The sequence below is a fragment of the Amycolatopsis sp. NPDC051716 genome, assembly GCF_040681595.1.
In the GTDB taxonomy this organism is placed as follows: Bacteria; Actinomycetota; Actinomycetes; order Mycobacteriales; family Pseudonocardiaceae; genus Amycolatopsis.
Window position 1 is genome coordinate 19,370 of sequence record NZ_JBFAZA010000008.1, and the last position, 14,495, is coordinate 33,864.

Annotated in this window: 16 protein-coding genes and 1 pseudogene; 9 read left to right on the plus strand and 8 right to left on the minus strand. The window is 72.3% G+C overall.

All coding sequences use genetic code 11. The features are described from left to right. The first annotated feature begins 80 nt into the window (after window positions 1–80). The 3 genes from AB0M30_RS12640 to AB0M30_RS12650 all read left to right on the plus strand — a co-directional run bounded on the left by AB0M30_RS12640 (window position 81) and on the right by AB0M30_RS12650 (window position 1,963). A complete protein-coding gene (locus AB0M30_RS12640; RefSeq protein WP_364583335.1) occupies window positions 81–263 on the plus strand; it encodes a hypothetical protein in 183 nt (60 codons plus the stop codon). A 442-nt stretch (window positions 264–705) separates the two neighbouring features. Further along, a complete protein-coding gene (locus tag AB0M30_RS12645) occupies window positions 706–1,587 on the plus strand; it encodes a hypothetical protein (RefSeq protein WP_364583336.1) in 882 nt (293 codons plus the stop codon). 1 nt (window position 1,588) lies between these two features. Beyond that, complete coding sequence (locus AB0M30_RS12650) at window positions 1,589–1,963, plus strand: hypothetical protein (protein WP_364583338.1); 375 nt, start codon at window positions 1,589–1,591, stop codon at window positions 1,961–1,963. A 21-nt stretch (window positions 1,964–1,984) separates the two neighbouring features. Here AB0M30_RS12650 and AB0M30_RS12655 read toward each other — a convergent pair whose 3' ends face one another. Continuing rightward, complete coding sequence (locus tag AB0M30_RS12655; protein WP_364583341.1) at window positions 1,985–2,593, minus strand: TetR family transcriptional regulator; 609 nt, start codon at window positions 2,591–2,593, stop codon at window positions 1,985–1,987. Between the two features lie 62 nt (window positions 2,594–2,655). Between AB0M30_RS12655 and AB0M30_RS12660 the strand changes: the two genes are divergently transcribed. After that, window positions 2,656–3,162 (plus strand): PPOX class F420-dependent oxidoreductase, encoded by a 507-nt coding sequence (locus AB0M30_RS12660; protein WP_364583344.1) that lies wholly within the window; start codon window positions 2,656–2,658, stop codon window positions 3,160–3,162. After that, window positions 3,162–4,730 carry an acyl-CoA synthetase gene (locus tag AB0M30_RS12665; protein WP_364583346.1) on the plus strand — a complete coding sequence of 523 codons (1,569 nt, stop codon included), beginning with the start codon at window positions 3,162–3,164 and terminating at the stop codon, window positions 4,728–4,730. The genes AB0M30_RS12660 and AB0M30_RS12665 overlap by 1 nt, the downstream gene beginning before the upstream one ends. 13 nt (window positions 4,731–4,743) lie before the next feature. On the opposite strand, the gene AB0M30_RS12670 is transcribed toward AB0M30_RS12665, so the two are convergent. Then, window positions 4,744–5,391, minus strand: a complete 648-nt coding sequence (locus AB0M30_RS12670; RefSeq protein WP_364583349.1) for a class I SAM-dependent methyltransferase — start codon at window positions 5,389–5,391, stop codon at window positions 4,744–4,746. Window positions 5,392–5,524: 133 nt separating this feature from the next. On the opposite strand from AB0M30_RS12670, the gene AB0M30_RS12675 reads away from it, so the two are divergent. Continuing rightward, entirely contained in the window at window positions 5,525–6,562 is a 1,038-nt protein-coding gene (locus tag AB0M30_RS12675; protein ID WP_364583352.1) for an alpha/beta fold hydrolase, read from the plus strand. A 1-nt stretch (window position 6,563) separates the two neighbouring features. Here the strand turns inward: AB0M30_RS12675 and AB0M30_RS12680 are convergent, their stop codons facing one another. Beyond that, window positions 6,564–7,799 (minus strand): hypothetical protein, encoded by a 1,236-nt coding sequence (locus AB0M30_RS12680; protein ID WP_364583353.1) that lies wholly within the window; start codon window positions 7,797–7,799, stop codon window positions 6,564–6,566. Window positions 7,800–7,988: 189 nt separating this feature from the next. Between AB0M30_RS12680 and AB0M30_RS12685 the strand changes: the two are divergent. After that, a pseudogene (locus AB0M30_RS12685) lies at window positions 7,989–8,123 on the plus strand (hypothetical protein); the annotation flags it as partial. Window positions 8,124–8,292: 169 nt separating this feature from the next. On the opposite strand, the gene AB0M30_RS12690 reads toward AB0M30_RS12685, so the two are convergent. After that, window positions 8,293–8,766 carry a hypothetical protein gene (locus AB0M30_RS12690; protein ID WP_364583355.1) on the minus strand — a complete coding sequence of 158 codons (474 nt, stop codon included), beginning with the start codon at window positions 8,764–8,766 and terminating at the stop codon, window positions 8,293–8,295. 23 nt (window positions 8,767–8,789) lie between these two features. Next, a complete protein-coding gene (locus AB0M30_RS12695) occupies window positions 8,790–9,638 on the minus strand; it encodes an SAM-dependent methyltransferase (protein WP_364583356.1) in 849 nt (282 codons plus the stop codon). Between the two features lie 116 nt (window positions 9,639–9,754). On the opposite strand from AB0M30_RS12695, the gene AB0M30_RS12700 reads away from it, so the two are divergent. Continuing rightward, complete coding sequence (locus AB0M30_RS12700) at window positions 9,755–10,957, plus strand: acyltransferase (protein WP_364583358.1); 1,203 nt, start codon at window positions 9,755–9,757, stop codon at window positions 10,955–10,957. Here the strand turns inward: AB0M30_RS12700 and AB0M30_RS12705 are convergent. Genes AB0M30_RS12705 through AB0M30_RS12715 form a run of 3 tightly spaced genes read right to left on the minus strand, consistent with a single transcriptional unit; the run spans window position 10,944 to window position 13,530 of the window. Continuing rightward, the gene (locus AB0M30_RS12705) at window positions 10,944–11,423 is read right to left on the minus strand and encodes a hypothetical protein (RefSeq protein ID WP_364583361.1); all 480 of its coding nucleotides are present in this window, start codon (window positions 11,421–11,423) and stop codon (window positions 10,944–10,946) included. The genes AB0M30_RS12700 and AB0M30_RS12705 overlap by 14 nt on opposite strands. Beyond that, window positions 11,420–12,859: a HAMP domain-containing sensor histidine kinase gene (locus AB0M30_RS12710; protein ID WP_364583362.1), complete on the minus strand. Its 1,440-nt coding sequence runs from the start codon at window positions 12,857–12,859 to the stop codon at window positions 11,420–11,422. Before AB0M30_RS12710 ends, AB0M30_RS12705 begins: the two co-directional genes overlap by 4 nt. Beyond that, the gene (locus tag AB0M30_RS12715) at window positions 12,856–13,530 is read right to left on the minus strand and encodes a response regulator transcription factor (RefSeq protein WP_364583365.1); all 675 of its coding nucleotides are present in this window, start codon (window positions 13,528–13,530) and stop codon (window positions 12,856–12,858) included. Before AB0M30_RS12715 ends, AB0M30_RS12710 begins: the two co-directional genes overlap by 4 nt. 102 nt (window positions 13,531–13,632) lie before the next feature. On the opposite strand from AB0M30_RS12715, the gene AB0M30_RS12720 reads away from it, so the two are divergent. Continuing rightward, window positions 13,633–14,379, plus strand: a complete 747-nt coding sequence (locus AB0M30_RS12720; protein WP_364583367.1) for an SGNH/GDSL hydrolase family protein — start codon at window positions 13,633–13,635, stop codon at window positions 14,377–14,379. Window positions 14,380–14,495: the final 116 nt, after the last annotated feature.

A 14,495-nucleotide genomic window follows, 5' to 3' on the forward strand; every position in this document is an offset into this window, starting at 1 on the left:
CACATCAAGCACACCTCCGCCCGCCTCGCCGAACTCGTCGAGCCGGCCGCCGTCGTGGCAGCCCAACGCCACCGCCCCTGGTGGCGGTAACCACCGCGGCCGCCTTCCCCGACCTCCTCCAGCAACCCGGCGCCTCGGTACGCGACCTCGCCTGCGCCCTGTGGGTCCACGAGCACATCAAGCACACCTCCGCCCGCCTCGCCGAACTCGTCGAGCCGGCCGCCGTCGTGGCAGCCCAACGCCACCGCCCCTGGTGGCGGTAACCACCCGCCACTCGATCGGGTGACAGCTGTCGCGCGATCACGCTGCGCAGCGAGACGATGTGCCGTCCCGGAAGATCGGCGTGCGCCACGTCCGGAGGTCCGCCGGCCCGTCGGCGGCCGGTGTCACCCGGGGCACCGGCACTAAACCGGTCCGGCTGGTCGGGCGTGGACACCGCACCCGAACACGCAACCCGGAGGAACGACCATCAACACCGATTTCCAGGCCGACCCGGACGCGATCCGGAAACTCGGCGCGCTCGCCGGGCGGGCGGGCTCCGCGGCCGGCCTCTATGCCGCGGCCACCGACGGCCCGAACGAGCTGGGCGAAGGGCTGCTGGTCAACCTCCTCGCCCAGCCGCTCGACCAGTGGCAGGCCCTCTGCCTCGCCAACGACCGCAAGGCCGAATCGCTGGCCGACGCCTTCGACACCGCGCTCGTCGCCGTGGCCAAGCTGTACCGCGAGACCGACCACGAGGCCGCGGCGAAGGCCGACCGGTCCTACCCGGACGCGCACTCCGAGCGGATCGCCGCCGACGGCGTCGTCTCCCCGGAAACCGCCGCGACCTTCACCGACTTCGACAACGCGTCCCTCAACCCCCGGACCCTCGAGCCGTACCCGGGGTCGCTCAACCCGGCCGAGGACGCGTTCGGCGGCTGGAACATCGAGCTCCAGAAGATCGCGGACAAGATCGCGGGCGGGGCCTCGATCTCCGGGCCGGTGCGCGGGCTGCTGACGAAGATCGTCGGGATCGACCTGCTGACGGTGGTCGAGAAGCTGGTGACCGGCGACTGGGACCTGCTGCTGCGCCAGGGCATGGTGTTCGAGGACACCGGGCTCGCGTTCGGCAAGATCAAGCAGAACATCGACCGCGGCCGCCTCGGCATCCAGGAGCGCTGGACCGGGCACGCCGGGGAAGCGGCGCGCGCCTGGCTGACCGACTATTCGTACGCCTGCGCCGCGCACGCCAAGTTCTGCACGGACGCCGGCTGGAAGATCAAGAACTTCGCCCGCGCGGCCTACGACGCCATGCAGGCCCTCGACATCGCCCTCGAGTCCCTGCTGGACGCGGCGCTCAGCAAGGTGCTGAAGATCGGGAAGGCCCTGGAGCTGGCCCTGCTCGGCATCGTCGGCCTCAGCGACGGCGAATCCGTGCGCCAGGCCATCGCCGGCATCCTGGCCGAGGCCACCCCGCTGCGCGGCGCCATCGACACGCTCACCGCGCTGGCGCACACGGTCGCGTCGGTGTCCGAGCTGGTGGCGGGCAACGGCGAAATCGCCGCCCAATCCTGGCCCGGCGAGCCCTACAAGCACCCGGGGACCTGACGTGGAAATCTCACCGTGGCGCACCGAACAGGGCCGGCGCGCGCGGCACAACCAGCTGATCCTGCTGGCTCGCGGCGACGGCGACCTGGCCGACTTCGCTCGCGACGTCCTGGCCGGCCGGGCGAAGCCGGAGGACCTGCTCTACCGGTCGTACCTGAGCGAAAAGACCCTCGGGACGGCACACGCGGAGATCGACGCGTGGAACGCCCTCCCCGAAGCCGAACGACAGGCGGACGTCGACGGGGCCGAAGGCCGGACGCGGGCGGAGATCGCCGCACTCGCGGCGCTCGACCTCACGGAGCCGGCGCCGGACACCGCCGACGATGATGACGACGACCACGACTTCGGCGCGGAGTTCCTGAACTCGTTGCGGTGACCTGCCCTCGCGACGAATCGGCTAGCGATCGGCGTGGCGCGGCTCGACGGAGATCGCGTCGAGCGCGCGGCGGATGAGGTCCGGCAGCTCGCCGCCGTGGTCGATCCAGTCGTCGAGGGAGATGCGGACCGCGGCCATCGCCAGTGCCGCCAGCAGGCGCGGCTTCGGGTCGTGGGCGGGGAGCTCGCCGAAGCGCGGGGCCAGCAGCTCGGCGATGGCTCGCTCGTAACGCTGGTAGGCCTGCGCGGTCCACGCGGCGAGCGTCGTCGACGAGCGGGTGAGCCGGGCCAGCTCCCGGATCTGGCCGGCGTGCGCCGGGAACTCGGCCGCGAGTTCGGCGAACGCCGTCACGAGGGCGTCCTTCGCCGGCAGGTCGCCCGGCTGGCGGGCGATCGCTCCGGTGACCAGCGTGAGCCACGGCCCGGTGATGCCTTCGGCGACCGCGCTTTCCTTGGTGTCGAAGTAGCGGAAGAAGGTCGCGCGCGCGACTTCGGCGTCCGCCGCGATCCGGTCCACCGTCGTGCCGCCGACCCCGTGCCGGCCCGCCAGCCGGGCCGCCGACGCGGCGATCCGCGCGTTCGTCGCCCGCCTCTTGCGGACCGCGAGGCTTTCCGGTTCACTCTGAGACATAATCTCATTCTGGACTATGTCTCAAAATAAATACAGTCTCGTCGAGGAGCAAAGGGGCTCTCATGGGCGTGAACCAGCGCGGGCAGATCGTCATGGCCGCGGCGGAGATCACCGAGTTCTTGACGGAGCAGCGGGTCGCGACACTCGCGACGATCGCCCCGTCGGGGCAGCCCCACCTGGTCGCGATGTGGTACGCCGTGCTCGACGGCGTGCTCTGGTTCGAGACGAAGGCCAAGTCGCAGAAGGCCGCGAACCTGCGCCGTAACCCCCGGGTCACCGTCATGGTCGAGACCGGCGACACCTACGACACGCTGCGCGGAGTCGCCCTCGAAGGCCGCGCCGAGATCGTCGACGACGCCGACGCGCTGTGGGCCGTCGGCGTGAACATCTGGGAGCGGTACACCGGCCCCTACACCGAAGAAACCCGCCCGATGGTCGAGTTCATGCTGGCCAAGCGGGTCGCCGTGCGGCTCGACGTCGAGCGGACCCGGTCCTGGGACCACCGCAAGCTCGACCTGCCCGCCCTCCCCCTCGGCGGCACCACCGCCGCGCACCCGCGGGAGGCGTGATGGAGTTCAACCTGGCCGACCTCTTCGAGGACATCGCCGACGCCGTCCCCGACCGGGAAGCCGTGTACTGCGCGGGCCGGACCCTCACCTACCGGGAGCTGGACCGGCGCGCCAACCGGCTCGCCCACCACTTCGCCGCGGCCGGCGTCGGGGCGGGCGACCACGTCGGGTGCCACCTGATGAACGGCCCGGAATACCTCGAAACCCTGCTGGGACTGCTGAAGATCCGCGCGGTGCCGATCAACGTGAACTTCCGGTACGTCCGCGACGAGCTGCGCTACCTCTACGACAACGCCGACCTCGCCGGGCTGGTGTACGACACCGAGTTCGCCGACCGGGTGGCCGCCGTCCTGCCGGACGTGCCCCGGCTGCGGCACCTGCTGGCGGTCGGCACCGGCGAACCCGGGCTCGGTACCCAGCGGTACGAAGAGGCGCTGGCCGCCCAGCCCGACGACCGCGGCGGGTTCCCGGCGCGGTCCGCCGACGACCGGCTGATCATCTACACCGGCGGCACCACCGGCCTGCCCAAGGGTGTCGTGTGGCGCCACGTCGACCTGCTCTTCGGCGGCATGACCGCCGGCACCGCCGGCCTCACGAAGCCGGAGGAGGCCGGCCCCCGCGCGGCCGCGGCCGACCCGCTCGTGATGTTCACCGCCCCGCCGCTCATGCACGGCACCTCCGTGCTGGCCTCGTTCATCAGTTTCCTGGGCGGCAGCAAGGTCTGCCTGATCCGCAAGTACGCCGGCGAACCGGCCCTGCGCCTCATCGAGGAACAGGGCTGCCAGACGATGATGATCGTCGGCGACGCGATGGCGATGCCGCTCATCGAAGCCCTCGACGCGGCGCCCCGGCCCCTGCCGACGCTGAAGATCATCGCCAGCGCGGGCGCGTTGCTCACCCGGCAGGTCCGCGACCGGTTGTGCGCGCACCTGCCCGAGCTGTTCATCGTGGACAGCTTCGGCTCCACCGAGACCGGCCACAGTGGAGCCGGCGTGGACGAAAGCCGGTCCTTCACCGTCAACGAGACCACCACCGTCCTCGACGACGCGCTCCGGCCCGTCACCCCCGGCAGCGGGGTCGTGGGCCAGGTGGCCCGCCGCGGCCACATCGCCCTGGGCTACTACGGCGACCCCGAGAAGACCGCCCGCACGTTCGTCGAAGCCGGCGGCGTCCGCTGGGCCCTCACCGGTGATCAGGCCACAGTGGACACCGACGGCAAGGTCTGCTTCCTCGGCCGCGGCTCGATCTGCATCAACTCCGGCGGCGAGAAGATCCACCCCGAAGAGGTCGAAGCCGCCCTCAAGTCCCACCCCTCGGTCGCCGACGCCGTCGTCGCGGGCATCCCCGACCCGCGCTGGGGCCAGCAGGTCGCGGCCGTGCTCCAGCTCGCCCCGGCGGCGGACGAGGTGAGCCGCGAAGACCTCGAAGCCCACCTCGCCCCGCTGATCGCCCGCTACAAGCTCCCCCGGCTGACCTGCGTCGTCCCCCGTATCGAACGCTCCCCCTCCGGCAAACCGGACTACCGGTGGGCCACCGACACCCTCCTGGGGGCCGCCCGGGACGGCTGACCCGCCGACGGCGTCATCGGGCCGGGGTCGCCGTCCCGATGATCAGCGGGTGCACCACCGAAGGCATCCCCTGCCACCGCGCGGTGCTCAGGTCCTCGATGTCGAACCGTTGCTTGAGGAGCGCGACGGTGTCGCGATCGCACCGGCAGCCCTGCGCGAACGCCGCCCAGGGGCCCGCCAGCTGCGTCTGCCGGCGCGCCAGTTTCGGTTCTTCGGCGCGCACGTGCTCGCAGAACAGCAGCCGCCCACCGGGCCGCAGCACCCGCGCGAGCTCGGCCAGCACCCGATCGACGTCCGGCACCGTGCAGAGGACCAGTGTCGACACGATCGTGTCGACACTGGCGTCCGCCATCGGCAGCGCGTCCGCCGGGGCCTGCACCGGTCGCATCCCGGCGTGGCCCGCCACGCGCTTTTCGAGTCGCCGGTACATCGCCGGGACGGGCTCGGTCAGCACGACCTCCGCCGTCGCGGGGTAGTGCCCGACGTTGAGCCCGGTCCCCGCCCCGATCTCGACCACCCGGCCGTGCGCGCGCCGCAGCAGTTCCCCGCGCCGCTCCGCCAAGCCGAGCCGCTCCCCCCGGCGCAGGAACGGCTCGTACAGTGCCGCCCCGAACCGGTCCCAGAGCCCGTCCCGTGCCCCCACGCTGTCCCCTCCGGTCATCGTTCCTCCTCCGCACCGCCGATGCGACGCAGCACATCAGTCACCGGCCACCCACCGCATCCCCCGCTCGTGCCATCGCGGCGGCTGGCCGGAACGGGCCACGCGGGCCGGGGCCACGGCCTACGCTCGGGGCATGCCGGGACAAGACCAGGTCGTGCGGTTCACCGGTGGCCCCGGCGAGCGCTCCCTCGCCTGGGCCACCGTCGGTGCGGGGCCGCCGCTGGTCGTCGGCGGCTGGTGGTGCGGGCACCTCGAACTGGACTGGCAGAACCCGGTGTTCCGCCGGTTCGCCGGCCTGCTCGGCGACCGGTTCACCCTCGTCCGCTACGACCGGCCCGGCGTCGGCATGTCCGACGCCGCCGGGCCGCTGGTCACCTCGCTCGCGGACGAAGTGGCCGCGTTGGGCGCCGTCGTCGAGGCGGCCGGGGAGAAGGTGAGCCTGTTCGGCGGATCGTCCGGCGGCTGCGCGGCGATGGCGTACGCGGCGGCCCACCCCGACCGCGTGGAGCGGCTCGTCCTCTACGGCAGCTACGCCCGCGGCGCCGAGATCGCCACGGCGGAAGCCCGCGATTCCGTGCTGGCGGTCGTCGGACGGCATTGGGGCGTGGGGTCCCGGGTGCTCGCCGACCTGTTCCTGCCGACCGCGACCCCGGCCGAACGCGACGAGTTCGTCCGGTTCCAGCGCGCGAGCCTCACCGCGGAGAAAGCGGCGCGCTCGCTCGCGGCGGTGTACGCGTTCGACGTCCGAGACGAGCTGGGCAAGATCGAGGTGCCGACGCTCGTCCTGCACCGCCGCGACGACCGCGCGATCCCGTTCGTCCTGGGTCAGGACGTCGCCGCCCGCATCCCCGGCGCCGGTTTCGTCCCGCTCGACGGCACCGACCACCTGCCCTGGCGCGGGGACGTGGACGCGCTCGTCCGCACCGTGCGGGAGTTCCTCGGCGCCGGCCGGCCCGCCCGCCGGGCCGGTTCGCCGCGCCACGAGCTCTCCGCACGCGAACTCGAGGTGCTGCGCCTCGTCGCGCAGGGGTTGAGCGACCAGGAGATCGCGCGCCGGCTCGGGATCAGCGCCCACACCGCGCACCGCCACGTGTCGAACATCCGCGGCAAGCTGGGCGTGTCGTCGCGAGCGGCGGCCGCCGCGCAGGCGGCCACCGCCGGGCTGCTCTGACTCAGGCCGGGGACGTGCCGGGCACGCCGAGCTTCCAGAACACGAACGCCGGCTCCTGCTGCACCTTGCCTTCCCGGCGCAGGCCGTCCCGGACCGCGGGACCGAAGCCCAGGAGGCTCGACAGGGCACCGAAGATCGTCGCCGCCGGTGGCGCGGCGCTCGCCACCCCACCGGCCACGGCGAAGCCCGCGGTGGCCAGGACGAAGGGCAGGTCGCGCAGCAAAGTGTTGCGCCGCATGGCTTTCTCGATGACACGGATGTTCGGCCGGAACACCTCGTCGAAGATCCGGGCGACGTCGGCGGGGAACCGCTCCTCGTCCGGATCGGAGCCGATGAGGTCTTCGGTCAGCGCGAGGTGCCGCCGGAAGGCGTCGAACGCCTCGTCGTTCCCCCGGATCGCGAGCAGGTCCCGCGTCGGCACCTCTTCCAGGACCGGCCGGGTGAACGTGTCGACGAAGGACAGCAGCCGCGTCCCGGGGTGCAGGCCGTTCATCGCGTCCCGGGCCAGCCGCCAGTACGCGTCGGACGTGCTCCAGAACGTCCCCTCGACGGCTTCCGCGTGCAGCAGCCCGTTCCACGTGGTCAGGGACTGCAGGGTCAGCCGCGGCTCGACGGTGAAGCGGGCGATCTCGGCCGGTCCCATGCCGAATTCCGTCCACAGTTCACGGTCCAGCTCGATCTTCGCGTGCTCGGCCAGCAACGGCAGCCGGTATTCGACCCACTGCGGGTAGCCGAGCACGTCGTAGCCGAGCATCTCCAGGTGGTCGCCGAGGTGGTCGGTGACCGCGCGCTCCACGGCGGTGACGGTCTCCTCGGCCGCCATGCGCAGCGGCCGGAACACGACGAGCCCGGCCCGCACCAGCGGCAGCACGTCCCACATCCGCTCGAGCTGCGTCGCCAGGTGGGCCAGTAGCCGGGTGCCGGTTCGCCTGCCGAAGGTCCGCCGGTAGAAGTGGGCGAACCGCTCGATGTGGTCCTGCACGTACAGCAGCGGGTCGTCGCAGATCACCAGGTCCGCGACCAGCACCGCGCTCTTCACCTCGGCGGACCAGTCACGCCAGGGATCGAGCGCGATGACGGCGACCCGCCCCGGTTCCCGTTCGGGCGCGGGCAATCCCGCGTAGTGGGCGCGAAGCCGCTCCAGCACCGCTTCGGCGGTTTTGCGCTCGCTCAGCGACAACTCGAGTTCGGGGAGCAGTTCGTCGAGGAACCGGCTGTACTCGCTGTCGGCGGGCATGCGGGCACTCTACGGCGCGAAAACCGGTGTCGGATGGGTTCGGACGATCTTAGGGTTTGCCGGTGTCCGCTGCCCGGCCTCCCGCGATGAGAGTCCTCGGCCCCCGCGACCCGCTGCCGGTCGAGCCGGTCCGGCGCATCGCGGTCGCCGGCGCCCCCCGGCGCGGGCAAGACGACGCTCGCACGGACGCTCTGCGCGCGGCTGGGCCTCCCGTTCGTCGAGTTCGAATCGCGATCGCGGGCGGCAACGTCGAGTCGCCGCTGCGCACCTTCTTCGCCGATCCCGGCCACATCGTCCGGGAGTCGTGGCGGCGGCACCCGGTGACGCGCGCGCGGGTCCGCCAGGTGATCGCCGAGAACCCGCACCGGAGCCTGGTGATCGTTCGGCTGCGCGGACAACGGCAGGTCAACGCCTGGCTCCGCGGCCCGTTCACGCACAGCCTGGCTCGGGGGTAGCGCTTTCTCCGGACCGCGCGCTCAACCGAGTTCCGCCGTCAGGCGGGCTGAGCGGTGAGGAGCCGCTGGATCCGTTCGTACTCCGCGGACATCTCCGGGGTGGCGAGCACGTCGTCGAGATCGGCGTTCACCTGGAAGTCGACGTCCTCGATCGAGCGGATGGCCAGTTCGTAGAGCTCGCCTCGCCGCCGGCCCCGGAGGTAGCTGCTCCAGTGCATGAGCGCGGTCAGCGCGGCGACGATTCCGCGATCCAGGTCGTCGTCCACGAGGATCCCCTCGTCGATCCGGGCGATCAAGGTCTGCAGCTCTGCGGCATCGAGGGTCAAGATCGACTCCCGGGCGCGGGTCAGCGCGGCCCAGGCGTCTTCGGTGAGTTCATCCTGCCCCGCGTCGGCCAGGACCTCGTCCCGGAGCAGCCGGGTGATCGTCGCGGCGCCGAACGCCTCGGCGCTCTCCTCGCCCGCCGCGATGACGAGCTCCAGGACGGCCGCCTCCAGTTCCGGGTACTTCACACCCGGACCCTATCGTTTCCGGGTCAGGCTTTGTGCCCGACTCCGGCCAGCATCACGGACTCGCTGGGGTCCGCGAAGTCGATCACGGGCGTGTCGGGGCCACCGTCCTCGGGGTGCCAGGACGCCGTCCACGTGACGCCGGGCTCCAGCATCGCGAAGTCGCCGAACAGCGCGCCGAACTCCGCCTTCGACCGCAGCACGTGCTTGCTGACGTCGTCGTCGTACATCCGGATGATCGCGTGCAGCTGGGCCGCGATGTCCTCGGGCAGTCCCTCGTGGGTGATCTGGGACAGCACCAGGTACGAACCCGCCGGCAGCAGGTCCCGGTACTGCGCAATGGCTTCCGGACCCACGTCCCGGCCGTCGGGCCCGGTCTGCTGAACGTGCAGCACCGCGGTGACCAGCAGCGCCAGCGGCTGTTCGAGGTCGACCACACCGGTCTGGGCGACCGCGTCCCAGACGCCGTCGGGATCACGCAGATCGCCGTGGATCACCGCGTGGCGGGCGGGGTCGCCGTGCTGCTCCAGCAAAATCCGGGAGTGCGCGACCGCGACGGGTTCGTAGTCGATGTAGACGACCCGGGAGTCCGGTGCGACCGCATCGGCGATCTGGTGCACGTTGCCCATCGTGGGCACACCGGAGCCGATGTCGACGAACTGCCGCACGCCCCGGGCCACCAGGTGCCGCACCGCGCGGTGCAGAAAGGCCCTATTGGCCCGGGCGCAGTACATCCCGGCCGGGAACGTCGTCAGGACCTTCTTGCCGAACTCACGATCGATCGCCCAGTTGGCCGTGCCGCCGAGATACCAGTCGTAGACCCGGGCCACGCTGGGATGCTCCAGGTCCACCCCCGGCAAGGGCTCTTCCGCCATGCCGCCTCCCCCACCTTAAGGAGCCATCGTATCGCGGCCGGTGATCGCGCCGGCTGCGACCGGACCGCGACGGCACCGGGACGGCCTGCCGACACGGGCCCGGCACCGTCGGCGTCATGAACCGAGCCGAGGCCGTTCCGCGCACCACGGAACGCAAGCCGCACCTGCCCGCGCTGGACGGGTTGCGCGGGGTCGCGATCCTCGGGGTGCTGGCGTTCCACACCGGCCACCTGCCCGGCGGTTTCCTCGGCGTGGACCTGTTCTTCACCCTCTCCGGCTACCTCATCACCGACTTGCTGCTGCGGGAGGTCGGGGCGACCGGCGCGGTGTCGCTGGGCGCGTTCTGGGGCCGCCGGATCCGCCGGCTGCTGCCCGCGCTGGTGACGATGCTCGCCGGGGTCACCTTGCTGGTGTGGGCGGCCGGACCGCCGGACCTGGTGCGGACAACCCTGGACGACGGCCCGTGGGTGCAGCTGAACCTGCTCAACTGGCACCTGCTCGCCGAGTCGGCGGGCTACTGGGACCGTTTCGGGTCGCAGCGGGTCTTCGAACACCTGTGGAGCATCGCCGTCGAGGAACAGTTCTACCTCCTGTGGCCGCCGGTCCTGCTGGTCGTCGCCCGATTCGCGAAACGGCCGGAAACCTGGGTCGCGGTGGTCGCGGCCACGGCCTCGGTCGGTTCGCTGGCGCTGATGGTCACGCTCGCCGGCGCGGGCGATCCGAGCCGGGTCTACACCGGCACCGACACCCGCGCGTTTTCCTTGCTGCTGGGCGCGCTCGTCGCCACCGGGCCGGTGCGGGCGGTGCTGGCCCGCACGGCCGTCCGGTGGGCGGGCGCCGTGACGGCGTCGCTCATGGCCGGCATCGGGATCCTGTGGTCGCTGGCCGACGGGACGACCTCGCCGTGGCTGTTCACCGGCGGGCTGTTCGCGCACTCGCTCGCCGCCGCGCTGCTGATCGGTCTGTGTGCACAGACGCCGCGAACGGGGGTGACGTCCGCCCTGGCCTGGCCGGCCCTGCGGTGGTGCGGGCTGCTCTCCTACAGCCTGTACCTGTGGCACTGGCCCGTGTTCGTGCTGCTTTCCCCGGAGCGCACCGGGCTCGGCGGCCTGCCCCGCACGCTGGCGGTGCTCGCGGTGTCCCTCGGCTTGGCCACGCTGTCGAAGTACCTGGTCGAGGACCCGATCCGGTTCCGGGCCCGGTGGGCCCGGGGCCGGAGCGGGGTGCTGGCGTTCACCGCGGTGACGGCCGGGCTGGCCGTGCTGTGGGTGGTGCTGCCCGCCCCGGCCCCGGTCGTCGTCGACATCACCGGGCTGTGATCAGCGGGCAGGTCCGTACCCGGTCCGACTCCGGAGTGAGCTGGACGAAACGGACCTGCACCTTCGTGCTCCGGTCTCCGCCGGCCTGGACGTGGGCACCCAGTGCGGTGCACACGAGCTGGTCGATGCCCAGCGGGGTCACGTCGTGGATCGTCAGCGGCACCGACAGCTGGAGCACGCCCGTCGTGGGCGTCACGACGACCCTCGTCACCGGTGTCGGCGCGATCTCCGTGTGCAGGTCCGAACCGCTGGGCACGCTCAGCAGCAGCGCCAGCGCATCGGAGATCGAACCCAGGTGACCGGTGGGCCGCAGCTCCGGCCGGAGCTGCTCGTGGGCGTCGACGAGGTACAGCGTCATCCCCGGCGCCACGCCCGTCGGAGCCTCTCCCCCGTCGGCCACTTCGGAGGGCTGGACCCCGCAGCCCGCGAGCAGGAAAGCCGTTGCCACGCACCAGATCCGCTTCACGACTCCTCCCGGTTCCGCGGCAGGGACAGCACGAACCGCGCACCGCCGCCGCCGGCGTTGCCCGCGGTGAGGTCGCCGCCGTGCAGGCGGGCGTTCTCCAGCGCGATCGCCAGCCCGAGCCCGCTGCCCGGGGTGCGGGTGCGCGCGGCGTCGGCCTTGTAGAAGCGGTCGAACACGCGCGGCACCACGTCCGCCGGCAGCCCGGGCCCGCGGTCGGTGACTTCGATCCGCACCCGCTCGCCGGACTCCGAAACGGCCACCCGCACCGGCGGCGCTCCGTGCCGCAGCGCGTTGCCGACCAGGTTGGCCACGATGACGTCCAGCCGGCGCCGGTCCACCCGCAGCAGGAGCCCGTCCGGTGCCACCACCTCGACCCGGTCCGGCCAGCCGCGGGCACGAAGACAGTCCCGCACGGCACCGGCCACGTCGACCTCCTCCACCCGCAGCTGCGCGGTGCCGGCGTCCAAGCGGGCCACCTCCATCAGGTCCTCGACGAGCCGGACCAGCCGGTGCGTCTCGACGATCGCCAGCTGCGCCGACTCCCGGGCGTCGGCTTCCATCCCGTCCGCCGTGGCCGCCAGAACCTCCACGACGGCCGTCAGGGTGCTCAGCGGGGTGCGCAGCTCGTGCGAGACGTCGGCGGCGAACCGCCGGGCGTCCGCCTGCATCCGCGCCATCGCCGACATCGACGTCTGCACCGACTCGGCCATCGCGTTGACGGTGACGGTCAGTTCGGCCAGCTCGTCGGCGCCCTGGGGCGGCGACCGCGCGTCGAGGTCGCCGCCGGCCAGCCGGCGGGCCGTGTCGCGGAGATCGCGCACCGGGCGCAGCACGCTGCCCGCGGCCAGCAGCGCCAGCAGCACCGCCAGCGGCAGCGCGAGGGCGGCGGTGACGGTCGCGGACCGGGTGAGTTCGTCGATCTGCCGTTCGACGTCGGTCAGGTCGTGCGCGGAGTACACCTCGATGCCGGACGGGGTGCGGGCCCCGTCCGGCGCGGTGATCGTGATGGGCGTGCCGACCACCAGCCACGGCCGGCTCCCGGCCGTGACCCGCTGCGTGACGAGCCGGTTCCGGCTGCGCACGGCGGTGCGCAGCGTGTCGGGGACCAGATCGGGGCCGGCCGAGGACCGCAGGTCCCGGTAGGTGACCACGGTGTTCCCCCCGGCGGCCGTGCGCAGCCGGTCGAGCGCGTCCTGGTCCGGCGGATAGGTCAGCAACGGGGTGATCGCGCCGAGCCGGCCGGCGATGCCCTCGGTGATCCGCTGCTGCGTCGAGGTGACCAGCGCGGTGCTCGCCGACCCCGCGCTCGACCACGCCGCCGCGGCGGCGCCGAGCACCGTCACCAGCACGAACGCGACGAGCAGCCGGGCGCGCAGGCCACGCGGCCGGAGCCTTGTCCGCGGCCGGGCCCCGGACTCCGGCGAGCCGGTCCTCACACCGGTCCGAACCGGTAGCCGAACCCGCGTACGGTCTGCACGTACTCCGGCGTCGCCGGATCGGCCTCGATCTTCGCCCGCAGCCGCTGCACGCAGTTGTCGACCAGCCGGGAGTCGCCGAGGTAGTCGTGCTCCCACACCTCTTCGAGCAGCTGCTGCCGGCTGAACACCCGGCCGGGGGCCCGCGACAAGGTCAGCAGCAGCCGCAGCTCGGTCGGCGTCAGGGAGACCGGCTCGCCGCGCGCCGACACCGTCAGCGACGTGGTGTCGATGCGCAGGTCGCGGTGCACCCGCACGCCGTCCGGGGCGCTCGTGCCGCGGCGCAGCACCGCGCGGATCCGCGCGTCGATCACGGTGGGCCGCGCCGGTTTGACGACGTAGTCGTCCGCGCCCGCCGCCAAGCCGCCGACGACGTCGAAGTCGTCGCCGCGGGCGGTCAGCATGATCACCGGTACCGAGCCGGCGGCTCGGATGCCGCGGCAGACCTCGAACCCGTCGATGCCCGGCAGCATCAGGTCGAGCACCACCAGGTCCGGCGGGGCCGAGCGGAACTGACGCAGGCCGTCCTCGCCGGTCTCCGCCGTGCGGACGTCGTGGCCGTGCCGGCCCAGCGCGAGCTCGAGCCCGCGCCGGACCAAGGGGTCGTCTTCGATCAGCAGAATCGCCGCCACCCGTCCAGTATGGACAATCCGCGCCGGCCGGGCCGGTTCTTGCGACACGACCGGGACAAGACAGCGGAAGCGCGCGGACACGGCGGCGGCACCGTCGAAGCCATGAGCAAAACGCGAATTCCCCTCCTCGGCGTGGCCGGCCTGCTTTTGCTGATCACCGCCTGCTCCAGCGGGGCCACGACGACCGCCGCGCCGGCACCGGCGAACGGAAGCGGACCGGGCAAGGTGCTTTTCCTCGGCGACTCCGTCGCCGCGGGCGAGGCACTGCCCCTGGCCGCCGCGTTCAAGGCGAGCGGCGTCGAGTTCCAGTCGATCGCCGCCGACGGCGGCGGAAACGTCGTCGGACCGTTCTCCGAGGAGAATTGGCGGAAGCTGCCCGGGCAGATCACGTCGGCCCGTCCCGCCGTGGTCGTCTACCAGCTGACCACGTACGACTGGGGCAGCAGGGAAGAGCAGCAGGCCGCCTACGGCAAGCTGTCGACGACGGTCACCGCGGCCGGCGCGAAACTGGTCTTCGTCACCACACCCCCGATCAAGCCCGACGACTTCTACCAGCCGCACCTGGCCGACCTGAACCGCACTTCCGAGGTCGCCCGGGAGGTCGCAGCCACGGGCAAGGCCGCGGTTCTCGACGCGGGCACGGTGTGGGGCACCGCTTATCAGCAGGTCAAGGACGGCAAGGCGGACCGCAGCGCCGACGGCATTCACACCTGCCCCCAGGGCGCCGCCCGCTTCACCAGCTGGCTGCTCGCCGAGCTGGCGAAGCTGTTCCCCGGCTTCGCACCGGCGTCGGCGCAGTCCTGGGCCAACACCGGCTGGGCCGCGGACGATCACTTCAAAGGCTGCTGAGCGACGATTTCCGGAATGCCGGACCACCGCGGCAAATGATTTCGAATTGACCGAATTCCTTCCCGTTGTCAACGATGTCAGCCGATCTTGTCCGGACAATTCTTTGTCATAGCCAG

Excerpts from the sequence above, each read along its gene's own strand:
- AB0M30_RS12700 (WP_364583358.1), top strand. The coding sequence starts at position 9,755 with ATGAACCGAGCCGAGGCCGTTCCGCGCACCACGGAACGCAAGCCGCAC.
- AB0M30_RS12670 (WP_364583349.1), bottom strand. The coding sequence starts at position 5,391 with ATGACCGGAGGGGACAGCGTGGGGGCACGGGACGGGCTCTGGGACCGG.
- AB0M30_RS12680 (WP_364583353.1), bottom strand. The coding sequence starts at position 7,799 with ATGCCCGCCGACAGCGAGTACAGCCGGTTCCTCGACGAACTGCTCCCC.
- AB0M30_RS12660 (WP_364583344.1), top strand. The coding sequence starts at position 2,656 with ATGGGCGTGAACCAGCGCGGGCAGATCGTCATGGCCGCGGCGGAGATC.
- AB0M30_RS12655 (WP_364583341.1), bottom strand. The coding sequence starts at position 2,593 with ATGTCTCAGAGTGAACCGGAAAGCCTCGCGGTCCGCAAGAGGCGGGCG.
- AB0M30_RS12720 (WP_364583367.1), top strand. The coding sequence starts at position 13,633 with ATGAGCAAAACGCGAATTCCCCTCCTCGGCGTGGCCGGCCTGCTTTTG.
- AB0M30_RS12665 (WP_364583346.1), top strand. The coding sequence starts at position 3,162 with ATGGAGTTCAACCTGGCCGACCTCTTCGAGGACATCGCCGACGCCGTC.
- AB0M30_RS12675 (WP_364583352.1), top strand. The coding sequence starts at position 5,525 with ATGCCGGGACAAGACCAGGTCGTGCGGTTCACCGGTGGCCCCGGCGAG.
- AB0M30_RS12695 (WP_364583356.1), bottom strand. The coding sequence starts at position 9,638 with ATGGCGGAAGAGCCCTTGCCGGGGGTGGACCTGGAGCATCCCAGCGTG.